We start from the raw sequence: 12,903 nt of genomic DNA, 5'->3' as shown, positions 1-12,903 counted from the left end.
GACGAGCCCGGAATCCATCGGGCCACAAGGCGTGCCGCCAGAAGGGTATCGTTCTGATACTCTTTTACTCAATCGCATCCGAAGGCCTCACTTATCCGGCTGGATATTCTGGTTCATCCGGAACAGGTTTTGAGGGTCGTAACGGCGCTTGATCTTAGCCAGGCGGCGATAGTTCGCGCCATACGCGTTCGCCACCCGGTCATTTTCATCCTCGGGCATAAAATTGACGTAGACGCTGCCCGAGGCGAAGGAGGCCGTGGCGTCGTACAGCCGACGAGCCCATGCGACGCAGGCCGCATCCTGGGCCTTGTCGCGCCAACGGGTATGCGCATTCATGACGAAGTGTGCATTTCGGTTCGGCCACGCAGTGGCGTCAGGAGCGACACGAGCCATGGCTCCACCGACGTGGGCGATAAATACCTCGCATTCAGGCGACGGCAACGTACGCACTGCGTCGACGATCGCTTTGATCGCGGCATCCGGAAGATCGGCGAAGTCGTGGCTCTTCCAGTAGTTGCGCGCGCCGGGCGTCAACAGAGGATCGAACGCCGTCTGCCAGGCGGTGAACGGCTGAGGAGTGATAACGTCGGCTATGGCCTTGCCCAGCTCGCGCAGGGGCTTGATCGCCTCGTAGCCATCTTTCATGTCGCCGCTATAGCAAGCCGCAAAGATGAGCACTTCCTTGCCGTGCCATTCGGCGGGCAGGAAGGGAAGCGGCGGCGCCTTGCGCATCACGGCCCAGGTTGTGAGTTCGTCCGGCGCCTCTTTGGCGATGCGGCGATATCGAGATAGCAGCTCACCGGCCTCGTCGAGGGGGTGCACGATCAGACCCGACAGCACCTCCGGCCCCAGTGGATGCAGCCTGAACTCGAAGGACGTCACGACACCGAAATTGCCGCCGCCGCCGCGCAATGCCCAGAACAGGTCCTGGTTCTCCTCTTCGCTGGCGTGGACCAGCCTGGCGTCGGCAGTGACCACGTCGGCGGAGATGAGATTGTCGATAGTCAGGCCGAACTTGCGCGTGGTCCAGCCGAAGCCTCCGCCGAGCGTGAGGCCTGCAACTCCCGTGGTGGAGTTAACGCCAAGCGGCGCGGCGAGCGCGAAGCCTTGTGCCTCCTTGTCGAAGTCGGCCAGCGTGGCGCCGGGCTCAACCCGCGCTGTGCGCGATGCCGGATCGATGCGCACCGATTTCATCAAGGAGAGATCGATCAGAAGGCCGCCTTCGCATACCGCGTTGCCGGCGATGTTGTGACCCCCGCTGCGCACGGCAAGCAGCAGCTGTTCGTCGCGGGCGAGTTTGACGACATTGATGACGTCAGCAGCACCCAGGCAGCGCACCACGAGACCAGGACGCCGGTCGATCATGGCATTCCAGACGCTGCGGGCGGCGTCATAGCCATCTTCTCCAGGTAGCGCGACTGCGCCACGAAGCTTTCCACGCAAGGCTGCAATCGTGTCCGGCGCAAAGGCTTTAGTCGACCCGTCAAGTGTTCGAATGGTCAGGTCCGTCATCTTGAAGCTCCGTTTCCAGTTGGGGGTCGACCACTTGCGGTCTTGCTCCGCTCCGCGGCTCCCGTCGCACGTCATGCGCGCGGGGGGCATCGGTAGGAAACGCCATCGGACAAGTCATGATGAATTCATGAGACCAGGATGAGATAGCGCGGCGCGATCGCCGACTATTTTGATCGCGTGGTCAGTGCCCGCGCCGTCGCCTTCGTTACAGGCGTAGCGATGGATCGGCGATGAACGCGTAAATCTTTACGCTGCCGCCCGCATCCTCGCCGCGAAGGCGTCGCGCGGCAGGGCGATGCGGACCACGGTGCCGACGCCGAGCTTCGAGCGCAGCTTCATCGAGCCGCCGTGCAGGCTGGTCAGCGAGCGTGCGATCGCAAGGCCGAGGCCCGAGCCCTGGTAGGTCTTGGTGAGCTGGCTCTCGACCTGCTCGAACGGCTTGCCGAGGCGCTGCAGCGAGTCCTGTGCGATGCCGATGCCGGTGTCGGCGATCAGCATCACGATGCGATCGTCCAGCACCTGGCTGCGCACGATCACCCGGCCATTGTCGGGCGTGAACTTCACCGCATTGGAGAGCAGGTTGACGACGATCTGCTTGATCGCGCGGCGGTCGGCCACCACCGGAATCGCGCGTTCGATGTCGGCATCGAGTGTCAGCTTCTTGGCCTGGGCGCGTCCGGAGACCACCCGCAGCGATTCCGCGAGCGTCCTCGACAGATCGAGCGGCTCAAGGTCGAGCTTCATACGCCCGGCCTCGATCTTCGACATGTCGAGGATGTCGTTGATGACGTCGAGCAGGTATTTGCCGCTGGTGAGGATGTCGTGGCAATATTCCTGGTACTTGTCCGAACCGAGCGCGCCGAACATGCCGCTGCCCATGATCTCGGAGAAGCCGATGATCGCGTTCAGCGGCGTGCGCAGCTCGTGGCTCATATTGGCGAGGAATTTCGACTTGGCGGCGTTAGCCTCCTCGGCGCGGGTCTTCTCCTGCGAATATTTCTCCGCGAGATCGACAAGCTCGATCGCCTGCCGCTCGAGCTCGGCCTGCGAGCGCTTCAGGTCGATGACGCTGGCGCGCAGGCGCAGATCGTTGTCGACGAGCTTCTGCTCATGCGCCTTGATGCGGGTGATGTCGGTGCCGACGGAGACGTAACCGCCGTCCTTGGTGCGGCGCTCGGAGATATGCAGCCACTTCCCGTCGTCGAGCTGCGCCTCGAAGGTGCGCGCGCCAGGCATCGGCACGCCGGCCTCGTGCAGCCGCGTGCGCACCTCCGGCATGCTGCCGACCTCGATCACGGTCTCGTAGGAGGTGCCGGGGGCGACGGCCGAATCCGGCAGCTTGTGCAAGCGCTGGAAGTGCGAGTTGCAGAGCACGAGGCGGTCCTCGGCGTCCCACAGCACGAAGGCTTCCGGAATGGTCTCGATGGCGTCGCGCAGCCGCAGGTCCGCTTCCACCGTCTTCTCGGCAAGGCTCTTCTGCTCGGTGATGTCGACCGCGATCCCGATCAGGTGCAGACCGCCGTCGGCCGACGGGTGGCTGAGCTCGCAGCGCACGCGCAGCCAGATCCAGTGGCCCTCGGTATGCTGCATGCGGAACGACTGGTCGATGTGGGCGATCTTGCCGGAGATGAGCTGGTCGGCGATGTCGAACAGATCGATGTCGTCGGATTTCACCAGCGCGTTGACCTCGCCGAAGGTGAGCAGGTCGTTGCGGGATTCAAGGCCGAGCAGGGTGAACATCGACTGCGACCAGAAGATGCGGCCGCGCGAGAGGTCCCAGTCCCACAGCCCGCAGCGGCCGCGGTTGAGCGCGGTGTCGATCCGGCCGCGCACGGCGTCATTGATCAGATCGCCCTCGCGGGCGCGGGTCGACTGCCAATGGAAGGCGAAGCCGAGGATCAGCACGACGAAGCCCGTGGTCGCCGAGAGCGTGACCGAGAGCGCGGCGTCCGATCCCCAGATCGGCTCGTTCATCTCCTGGATCACGATCACCTGGCCGGGCAGCGATTTCACGAGAACCGAGACGGCCAGTGCACCGTCGCCATTCGGCAGGATCATGTCGGCGAGGAGGCCCTGCTGGCTCGGAGCGGCGAGCAGTTGCGCGGTGGAGACGATGTCGAGCACCCGGTCGTTCTCGCCGAGCCCGTCGATCGGGGCGCGAGCGAGCATGCGGTGATCGGCGCTGGTGACGACGATGTGGCGGCCCCTGGCGATGCCCCAGGACGGAATGAGATCAGGCAGCAGGCTCTGCAACTGCTCGATATTGCCAAGGCGTTCGCGGCGGCTCGACGTCAGGCGATCGAGCCGCTCGGCGAGGATATCGGAGAGGGCGGCGAGGTCGCGTTTCAGGGCGGCGCGCTTCTGCCGGTTCTGGTCGACCACCTGGACGAAGGCGCCGAGGCAGATCGTGATCAGGAAGGCGATGATGAGCGTGGGCACAGCCCGGCGCAGCGCAGGCTCTGCGGTCAAGAGCCTGTGGTAGTCAGGTTTCGCGATCGATTGCGCCAATCCCTTGATCGAATCGGATTGGACGCACACGTTCGCCGCATGCGCACGCGTCATGCCCTAGACCCCCACCGCAGTCTGATTTGCACACTGTTCGGAAGGCAACCCCACGTCGCTCCCGAATCAATGTGATTTGAATCCAGTTTTTCCGGTGTGTCGAGAGTCAACGATTCGTTAATGCGAAATAATTCTTGTCCAAGGAAGAATCGAAGCTCGCGAACCGAGTCCGAAACGAGAACGCCGAGGTGTTCCTACCTATGCGGCGGCTCGGCGTGGCTGATGACGCGCTTGATGCTGGGGAAGGCGCGGCGCAGGGCGCGCTCGATCGCGTCGACTCCCTCATGCACCTTGATGACGCTCATCGACGGCGCCGCACGGCAATGGAAGTTGACGATCTCGCCGGCGTCGGAATCGCGGACGCGCACATTGTGGATGTCATGGATCGGGCCGTCGGCGGCAAAGCGCGTCAAAGCTTCCCTGATGGTCTCGACGCGATCAGGCGCGGCGTCGCTGCCCCACGGCAGTTCCGGCTCGAGCGGCTCGATATGGGTGTCGACCTCGACGTCTTCGCCGAAGTCCTCGCGGATCGCGCGTTCGAGATCGTGGGCAATGGCATGGGCCGCGATGAGCTCCATCTCGCCATCGACTTCGAGGTCGATGCTGACGATCAGCTTCTCGTCGAGCGCGTGCACGGTGACGTGATGGATCGCAAGCCCGGAATTGCGCGCGATCACCATGATGCGCTCGCGCACGCTCTCATTGTCGCGTGCGACCGGCACCGCGGTGAAGGTGAGATCGGCATCGCCGAGCACCTCGGTGACCGCGGCCTGGGCCCGGCGCTTGATCTCTTCGACACGGTCGATCGGAATGGTGCGCGGCACCTTGGCGATGGCGTCGATGAAATAGGTCGGACCGACCATGCGCACGCGCAGCCGCTCGACTTCGAGGACACCGGGCACGTTCCGGATCGCCACGGTTGCTTTCTCGAACGCGCCTTCCGGCGCCCGGTCGGTCAGCGTCTCCACGGTCGAGCGAGCCATCCGCAGGCCAAGCAGCGCGATCATGACGGCGACGGCGATGGCAGCGGCGGCGTCGCCCCACCAGAAGCCGAGGCCGGCCAGCAGGAGGCCGATGATGACGGCAAAGGAACCCATCACGTCGGAGGCGAAATGCAGTGCGTCGGCCGCGAGCGCCTGGCTCTTGGTGTCGCGTGCCGCACGATGCAGCGCCCGCGCCCGCCACAGGTTGACGACGATGTCGATGATGAGGACCACGAACGGGATCGCGGAGATCGACGGCGGCGGCGCGCCTTCGCGCAGCCGGCTATAGGCCTCGACCAGGATACCGCCCGCGAGCACGTAGAGCAGCGCGATGATGCCGAGCGCGGAGACGCTTTCGAGCTTGCCGTGGCCATAGTGATGCTCTTCGTCCGCCGGCAGGTCGGATACCCGCACCACCGCCCAGGTGATGATGGTTGCGACCAGGTCGATCGAGGAGTGCAGGGCTTCCGAGATCAGCGCCAGCGAGCCGATCGCAATCCCGACGACGAACTTCGCCACGGCCATGCTGCCGCTGGCAAGCACCGAGATCGCTGCGACCGAGGATTTGACGTTGTGAGCACTCATGGGCTGCGGTGTAGCAGGGCGTTGGTGAACATCAAGTGTCGTTCACGACACGCAATCGCCACTCACTCGCAACAGCAGGCGTGTTGCGAATTATTCCGAATCCAGAAAATGTTTTGCGTGAGTTCACCAGACACATTTCAGATGCAGGTCCACATTCTCGCGGCGCGTTTCACCCGAGCTTTGCAAAATCATTCGCCCAAGAGGGCGCAGGGAACGCCGGGTGCGCGCTGCACCCGCGGTCTCGTGTGCATAAGTGCACAAAGAAGCGCACACGAGCATACAGGTTCAGCGGAGACACTCCGGCATTCCCTGCGCAATGGTTTTACGGCTTATATCGTGCTCTCCCCGGTGAGACCGGGCTTCTTGCCACCGTCGCCCGTGAGAGGCGTTGGCTTCTCACGGACTTGACGCCAGCGTCGGGGCGTCAGGACCACACGACTTCGCCGTCCGCCTCATGCGCACTCGTCCGTTGCGCAATCCGCGTCCACCGCATCCCACCGCAACACTCGTGACGACCGCGAAGCGCCCCTCAATCGGGTGAGACGCGCGGATTAATAGACTGATTTGCATTTCGGAAAAACAGAAATATTTTTTCCACGCGGACTGGACAGGTTTTTGCTGATTTGCTCGTCGGGTTGATTTGTCGCACCCAAGGCATCCACATCGTCATTGCGAGCGCAGCGAAGCAATCCATAGCTCCACGCGTGGAGGTGTGGATTGCTTCGTCGCTACGCTCCTCGCAATGACGGGGGACTGTGTGCCACCTGTTCGGGTCAGCTCAACAAACTCTTTTCACCGAACGGTGACGTTCCGCAGTCGCGCGATTGGCCGCATTGGTGGGGTGCGTCATTACGAAATTCTAACTTGAGTAAGTTCACGGCAAAGCCAATCATGTTAGCGCGCCCTTCGGTAGTATATTGAACAGGCAACTACTGAGCAGCAAAATTGCGGCGGCTAGATTTGTCGTACACTTTCCCAGTTGAGGCTTTCGCGCCATGGGTGGAAAGCGGCGAGTTCCGAGCGGACGCAGGCTGTCGGCGATCGTGGCCGCCGACGTCGCGGGCTATTCGCGGCTCACGCACGACGACGAAGAAGCCACGCACGCGCGTCTCACGGCGCTCCTCGCAGATCATATCAAGCCGACAGTGGCAGAGCACGGAGGCCGCATTGTCAAGAACACCGGCGACGGGTTCTTAGCCGAGTTTCCGAGCGCGGTTCAGGCAGTTCGAGCGGCCGTGCGCTTCCAAAGCGCTGTTGGCGATCTCCAGAAGAATGACGCGGAAGGCAAACGCGTTCTTTTTCGCGTGGGCATCAACATAGGCGACGTCATCGTCGAGCCGCATGACATCTTCGGCGACGGCGTGAATATTGCGGCTCGCCTTGAAGGCATAGCGGAGCCAGGCGGCACTTGCATCTCGTCTTCCGCCTACGATCAGGTTTGCGGCAAGGTCGATATTGCGTTCGAAGACATGGGGCCACAGGCGCTGAAAAACATCGCCGAGCCGATACGTGTCTGGCGCGCAAAGCTGTCGGAAGCCCAGAAGGTGGTACCGGAGAAACCGCTATCCGCTGGCGCTGGCGGCTTGCTGGGTCAAGTCCGGGGCGTTTTGAAGCTTGCCGGCGCGGCGCTCGCGTCGGTCGCCGCTGTCGGGGCGGTTGGCCTCGTCGGTTATTGGAATGTCTGGACCACCAGCCCCACCCACGTTTTTCACGTCGGACAAGAGACGCAGCGGGAGGCGGCGGCCCGGCCCGACATCGCTCCCCGCTTATCTATCGTCGTACTGCCGTTCGCAAACCTCAACAACGATCCGGAGCTGGACTATTTCTCCGACGGTCTCACGACCGATTTGATGACCGATCTCGCGCAAATGCCTGGCGCATTCGTCATTGGGCGCGGGACCGTGCGTCCCTCCCGAACGCGTTTGACGCCGAGCGCCCTGAGATCCGCTGCCGTGAGGGGCGCTAGAACTTGTCGCAACGCGCGAAATTACATCACGGTGCAGGAGACTCACATGAGAACCTTCTTGGTGGTCACGGGCTTGATCGCGTTCTCACTTCCGGCGATGGCGCGAGACACGCCCGACGCGGATCACCCCTGATGCATTCGCGTGGAAAGAGCATCCGGCCTTCCCCAGTTGCTCCCGAAAGGTGCTCTCCATCGCCGACGAGATGATAGAATAAGGACGCTGTGAGCTGCAGTGCATGTGTCCGGAGTTGCCCACCGCGTCGTTTCGCTCTCAAAAGGTAACCGCGTCGCCGTAGGGGCAAAGCTGACATCGCTTCGCTGCGTTCCGCCGCGGGTTCACGAGAACACGACGCAATCCGCCTGGCTGAAAAGCCGCTTACTTATTGGCTGCTACGTGCTGGCCGCAGTCCCGAAGCAGAGGTCATGAGCTCAGCCTGCCGGCCGCGAAGGACGCGGACAAAGCGCGTGCGGCCGGGTCGGCGGCGCCGCTGCTGGGTCTGCCGCTCAGGGTGAAGGACAGCTATCTGACGAAAGGGCTGCCCACGAGCCCGGGTCTCGACGGTCTCGACCATTTTGCGCCGTGGGAAGACGCGGACATGGCGTCTGTCCTGTCCCTCGGCGGGAGGTGTATCAAAACCGCAACGCCAATTTAGGCGACGCGGCCGAGACAGGCCGCACCTGCGCCACAGGTGCGCCCCATTTGTCCCCTTAATCTGCGCACCAAGATCGGGGATCTGCAGTCGGAATTGTATGGGGAAACCGCGGCCGCGCGGCTGGCGACATTGAAGATTTGGCAAGCAAGCTATGTTGCCGGCGCGCTGATCGCGACGTCGCTTGCCGCGATTTGTCAAATCGCGGTATCGCTCCCGAGCGTCGCAACGCCGAATGCGAGAGTTGCTGATGCATTCAGCGCCGTCCCGCTTGATGTGACGAGGGTCCTGACAAACGCCCTGGCAGCGTTGCCGGCCCCGGTCCTCAAGGCGAAACTCGATACAAGATCATCGGCTAATGCGATTGTTGCGGAGGGATTCAGCGCCGCGCCGCTGCCGTCCGATGTGACCAGTTCGCTGCCGCAAGGACGAACGTTGCACGCCAGTGCCAGCCTTGAGGCTGCGCCGCCCGAGAACGAGGGAACGCTACGACAGGGCCGTCCGCCTGCTTCGCCCAATCCGGACGAAGGCGCACTGCCGTATCTGAAGTACTACGTTTACTCGGAAATTCCGCCGCCGGAAAAACCCGCGAAGATCGCTCTCGCGGCATTTAGCGACGTTCCGCTCGGAACGCCGGTCCAGGAGATCGAACGCGCGGCCAAGGCGTTCGATGTCGATGCCAATTTCATGAAGGCGGTCGCCAAAATCGAATCCGATTTCGATCCCAGGCAACGCACCGGCTCCTATATCGGTCTGTTCCAGCTGAGCAAGTCTGAGTTCGGTAAATACGGATCGGGCGACATCCTCAATCCTCGCGACAACGCGATGGCTGCCGCCTACAAGTTCCTCTCCGAGGCTGCGCTATTCGAAGCAGTAACGCACATGGAGCTGACGTTCGCCAATCTCTATCTGATCCACCAACAGGGCTGGGAAGGAGCCGCCGAGCACCTCAGCCATCCGCAGCGGATTGCCTGGAAGTCGATGTGCGCAACCCAGGAGGGCTCGGCGAAGGGCGAGCGATGGTGCAAGCGCGCCATCTGGGGCAACACGCTGCCGGCGGTCAAACGCGAATGGAAGTCGGTCGATCGCCTCACCTCGGCCGCGTTCGTGGCGATGTGGCGGGACCGCGTCGACACCTTCTATGCCCGCTATCCAGCGCCAACGCTGGCAGCGGCCGAACGCTCGAAATGACGGTTTGAGACTGCCCACACGTCGTTTCGCTGTCAAAAGGTGACCGGCTCGCTTTCGGGGCAAAGCCGACATCGCTTCGCTGCGTTGCACCTGCGGGTTAATGAGGACACGGCCCCATCCGCCCTGGTCCGAAAAGCCGCTCACTGCCTAGCGGCCGCTACGCAAGAGCGAGAATTCGCGTGCTTAGGTGGCCATATCTCCGTGTGCACCTCCGCCACCGCTTGGCCGTTGCTGCTGGCGTCTCACCTTTATGTGTCCGGCGACGCCACATCTCCGCGAAGGTTCCTATTGAATTACGATCGTAATTTTATATGATGATCGTAATGACATAGACCTGTGCCGCCGTTCGCGGCCGTGAGATGCCGGTTTTCAGCTCTTCGAGGATTTCATGGACGACACGATCGCCACTTCACGCCGCATCGCATCGCGAGATACCGCGGATCTCAGCTCGCTTGGGCTCGCAGCCGCTGCAGCCGCGATTCGTCACGGCGACATCACGTCGGAGACCTACACCACGGCGCTTCTGCAGCGTGCCGGAGCGCTTGCCGAGCTCAATGCCTTCATCACCATCGACGAGACCGCCGTGCTCGCGGCCGCGCGGGATGCGGACAAGGCGCGTGCGGCTGGGGCGGCGGCGCCGCTCCTGGGCGTGCCGCTTGGGGTGAAGGACAGCTATCTGACGAAAGGGCTGCCCACGAGCCTGGGTCTCGACGGTCTCGCTCACTTCGTGCCGCGGGAAGACGCGGATGCTGTCCGCGCCATCAAGGACGCGGGCGCTCTGGTCTTCGGCAAGAACAACCTCGTGGAGATGTCCTACGGTTTGACCGGTCACAACGCGCGCTATGGCCAGGTGAAGAACCCGCACGCCCGCGATCGCGTGTCGGGCGGCTCCTCGAGCGGCTCCGCCGCATCCGTGGCCGCCAACATCGTGCCCGCGTCGCTCGGGGGCGATACCGTCGGATCGATCCGGGTGCCCGCATCGCTCTGTGGCGTGGTGGGGTTCAAGCCGACGACCGGGCGATGGCCGCGCAATGGCGTCGCGCCGATCTCCCATACGCTCGACACGACGGGCGTGTTCGCCCGCAGCGTCGAGGATTGCGCTCTCGTGGATCAGGTCGTGACCGGTGAGCAGGCCGCGGAGCCGCCCGGGCGCGGATACGATGTAAAGGGAGCCCGGCTGGCCTACGCGCCGCGGCAATTTCTCGATCTGGTCGACCCGGAGGTCGAGGCGCGCTTCCGCGAGGTGGTGCGGCGGCTGCGGGAGGCCGGCGCCGAGATCGTGGAGGTGGACTTAGGCGACGACTTGGGCGACGACTTCGGTGCCCTCACTCAGACTGCGACATGGAGCATCTTCTTCCATGAGACGATGGGCGCGATTTCCGAGTTCCTTCGCAACCACGACATCCCGACCACGTTCGAGGCGATCTACGAGGGCCTCAAGCCCGAGCTTCGGGAGGTGTGGAAGCACGTGGCCCTACCGGGAGGCGGAGGCGCTATCTCCGCCGAGGCCTATCAGACCGCGCTGGCCGTCAGCCGCCCGGAAATCCAGCGCCGGCTCGACAGGGCGTTCGTTGCCCACGGAGCGCAGGCCATCCTGCAGCCGACGACGCCCTGCACGGCGCCTTTGATCGAACAGCAGGCGAGCTTTCATATCGCGGGGCGGGAGGTCAGCCACCTCACCCTGGCGAATCATACCGTGTCGGCGAGCAGCGTGGGTCTGCCGGGCATCAGCCTTCCGGTGGGCCTGTCGCGCGGCGGCCTCCCGATCGGCCTTGAGCTGGACGCCCCCTTGGGGAGCGACCGGGCGCTTTTGCACCTTGCACGCCGCATCGAAGGCGTCTTGTCAGCAGGCTGAACGATGCGTTTCGAGAAGGGTCATAAGGCGGCGACGCGACGGCACATCGTCGATGTGGCGTCGAAGTGCATCCGCCGAGACGGCGTGTCCGCCGCTGGGATCGGCGGAATCATGGGTGAGGCCGGCCTGACCAAAGGGGCATTCTCTCCCCACTTCGAGTCCAAGGAGGCGCTCGTTCGCGAGGCGCTGGCGAGCGCGCTCGCCGACCAGCAACATCGCCTCGATGAGGATCAGCAGAGAGGCCTCGACCTCGAAGGCGCGATCCGGAGCTACCTGAACCGCGCCCACCTCAAGAACCCGGCAGCGGGGTGCCCTTCGGCGGCGTTGCTCCCGGAAATCGCCCGCCAGCCCCTGGCCACCCGGCGGGCCTACGAGGAGGCGCTGCGAAGCTACGTTTCGACGCTGGCCGCACTGCTTCCAGATGCCGGTTCGGCCGCCAGCAGACGCCGCGCGACGGCCATTTTCGGCCTCATGGTGGGCACCCTTCAGTTCGCGCGGGCCGTTCCGGACGCTGCCCAGGCGGAGCAGATCCTGGAAGGCGGCGTCGAGGCTGCGCTGCACCTGGCGCGAACGCCGCCTCCCTAAATTGGGAGGGGCGGAGAACAAGGCCCAATCCACCTGGGTCCGAAAAGCCGCTCACCGCTTAGTGGCCGCTACCTGTTGGCCGCAGTCAGAGAGCCCTTTTTATTGTTTTGGTTTTGTCGGTGCGCGCTTTTTTGGTCCCGCCCTGGTGGATGACTCGGCGTCGTCCCCCTGGCAGGGCCAGGCATCTCTGAATGATTCGATAGCGACGGTGAGCCCCGGTTCTTTCGCTCGATCCGGATTGTTACCAAGGTACCGCAGAAAGACCTTGGCGCCCTGCAAGATGCTGCCTTGCGCGGGGGGGCAGGCACGTATGTTAGCTGGCAGATTTGGTGAAAAGATCATTGCAGTCTCGATCATTCCCTCACATGCGCCGGCCGACCGAGCGTCGTCCTGATTGCGAAACGAGCTCTGAACAAGCAGCTCGCAAGATTTCTGCGCATCGGTTCCCTTATCGACAACCGTGGCGCTTGCCCCTCCGATCATCGAAAGGACCAGGCCGGCAACAATGACATAGACCCGCATTAGCGTCCCCGAACCGGCGCAATAGCTTACGCGCACTTGATTTGCCGTAGTGAAGCCGCCCGCGCCGTTCGAGGCGGCTCGAACGGCTTAGCTCAAAACAAGAGTCTGATCCATCGCCTCCAAGTGCGGGCGACGCTAGGCTGTGTGGACTCTTGGGATTCTCAAATCAGATGGAACGTGATTCAAGGCTTTCTTTTAGGAGGAAGCCTTGGGCGTTACGGATCGGCTCGTTCTGAGCGACAGGCAATGGGACCGTATCTCCGGCTTGATCATCGGTCGGCCGGACCAGCGTGGTTCGACAGGCCGCGACAACCGGATGTTTGTCGAGGGCGTGTTATGGATCGTGCGAACCGGTTCGCCGTGGCGTGATCTGCCCGAAGCGTTCGGCGAATGGAACAGCGTCTTCCGACGTTTCAGCCGGTGGAGCGCCAAGGGGGTCTGGCTAGGTATGTTCGAAGCGCTGGCGGATGATCCGGACTTCGAATACCTGAT

General features: G+C 63.3%; 9 protein-coding genes and 1 pseudogene. 6 read left to right on the top strand and 4 right to left on the bottom strand.

What is annotated here, in order from left to right:
• Nucleotides 1-87: 87 nt before the first annotated feature.
• From K288_RS0121870 to K288_RS0121860, 3 genes are all read right to left on the bottom strand, one after another.
• Nucleotides 88-1,512, bottom strand: coding sequence for an FAD-binding oxidoreductase (locus K288_RS0121870; protein WP_027581487.1), 1,425 nt, complete (start codon nt 1,510-1,512; stop codon nt 88-90).
• A 246-nt stretch (nt 1,513-1,758) separates the two neighbouring features.
• Nucleotides 1,759-4,074 carry an ATP-binding protein gene (locus K288_RS0121865; RefSeq protein WP_027581486.1) on the bottom strand — a complete coding sequence of 772 codons (2,316 nt, stop codon included), beginning with the start codon at nt 4,072-4,074 and terminating at the stop codon, nt 1,759-1,761.
• Between the two features lie 194 nt (nt 4,075-4,268).
• The gene (locus K288_RS0121860) at nt 4,269-5,642 is read right to left on the bottom strand and encodes a cation-efflux pump (protein WP_027581485.1); all 1,374 of its coding nucleotides are present in this window, start codon (nt 5,640-5,642) and stop codon (nt 4,269-4,271) included.
• A gap of 995 nt (nt 5,643-6,637) precedes the next feature.
• Between K288_RS0121860 and K288_RS46180 the strand changes: the two are divergent.
• The 5 genes and pseudogenes from K288_RS46180 to K288_RS0121835 all read left to right on the top strand — a co-directional run.
• A pseudogene (locus K288_RS46180) lies at nt 6,638-7,531 on the top strand (adenylate/guanylate cyclase domain-containing protein); the annotation flags it as partial.
• 460 nt (nt 7,532-7,991) lie between these two features.
• Nucleotides 7,992-8,261 (top strand): amidase family protein, encoded by a 270-nt coding sequence (locus K288_RS0121850; RefSeq protein WP_027581484.1) that lies wholly within the window; start codon nt 7,992-7,994, stop codon nt 8,259-8,261.
• Nucleotides 8,262-8,390: 129 nt separating this feature from the next.
• Nucleotides 8,391-9,449: a transglycosylase SLT domain-containing protein gene (locus K288_RS0121845; RefSeq protein WP_027581483.1), complete on the top strand. Its 1,059-nt coding sequence runs from the start codon at nt 8,391-8,393 to the stop codon at nt 9,447-9,449.
• Between the two features lie 388 nt (nt 9,450-9,837).
• Nucleotides 9,838-11,304, top strand: a complete 1,467-nt coding sequence (locus K288_RS0121840; protein WP_027581482.1) for an amidase family protein — start codon at nt 9,838-9,840, stop codon at nt 11,302-11,304.
• A 3-nt stretch (nt 11,305-11,307) separates the two neighbouring features.
• The gene (locus K288_RS0121835; RefSeq protein ID WP_027581481.1) at nt 11,308-11,889 is read left to right on the top strand and encodes a TetR/AcrR family transcriptional regulator; all 582 of its coding nucleotides are present in this window, start codon (nt 11,308-11,310) and stop codon (nt 11,887-11,889) included.
• A 99-nt stretch (nt 11,890-11,988) separates the two neighbouring features.
• Here the strand turns inward: K288_RS0121835 and K288_RS0121830 are convergent, their stop codons facing one another.
• Nucleotides 11,989-12,411: a Rap1a/Tai family immunity protein gene (locus K288_RS0121830; RefSeq protein ID WP_027581480.1), complete on the bottom strand. Its 423-nt coding sequence runs from the start codon at nt 12,409-12,411 to the stop codon at nt 11,989-11,991.
• Nucleotides 12,412-12,619: 208 nt separating this feature from the next.
• Between K288_RS0121830 and K288_RS0121825 the strand changes: the two genes are divergently transcribed.
• A partial coding sequence (locus tag K288_RS0121825; protein WP_027580940.1) for an IS5 family transposase occupies nt 12,620-12,903 on the top strand: 284 nt, incomplete at its 3' end.

The organism is Bradyrhizobium sp. Ai1a-2 (genome assembly GCF_000426245.1).
Classification (GTDB): Bacteria; Pseudomonadota; Alphaproteobacteria; order Rhizobiales; family Xanthobacteraceae; genus Bradyrhizobium.
The sequence above is the reverse complement of the archived record's forward strand: the minus strand, read 5'-3'. Positions and strand labels throughout refer to the sequence as shown.

What these genes read in the sequence shown, in the direction of transcription:
- K288_RS0121870 (WP_027581487.1), bottom strand. Translation starts at nt 1,512, where the DNA reads ATGACGGACCTGACCATTCGAACACTTGACGGGTCGACTAAAGCCTTT.
- K288_RS0121865 (WP_027581486.1), bottom strand. Translation starts at nt 4,074, where the DNA reads ATGACGCGTGCGCATGCGGCGAACGTGTGCGTCCAATCCGATTCGATC.
- K288_RS0121860 (WP_027581485.1), bottom strand. Translation starts at nt 5,642, where the DNA reads ATGAGTGCTCACAACGTCAAATCCTCGGTCGCAGCGATCTCGGTGCTT.
- K288_RS0121840 (WP_027581482.1), top strand. Translation starts at nt 9,838, where the DNA reads ATGGACGACACGATCGCCACTTCACGCCGCATCGCATCGCGAGATACC.
- K288_RS0121835 (WP_027581481.1), top strand. Translation starts at nt 11,308, where the DNA reads ATGCGTTTCGAGAAGGGTCATAAGGCGGCGACGCGACGGCACATCGTC.
- K288_RS0121830 (WP_027581480.1), bottom strand. Translation starts at nt 12,411, where the DNA reads ATGCGGGTCTATGTCATTGTTGCCGGCCTGGTCCTTTCGATGATCGGA.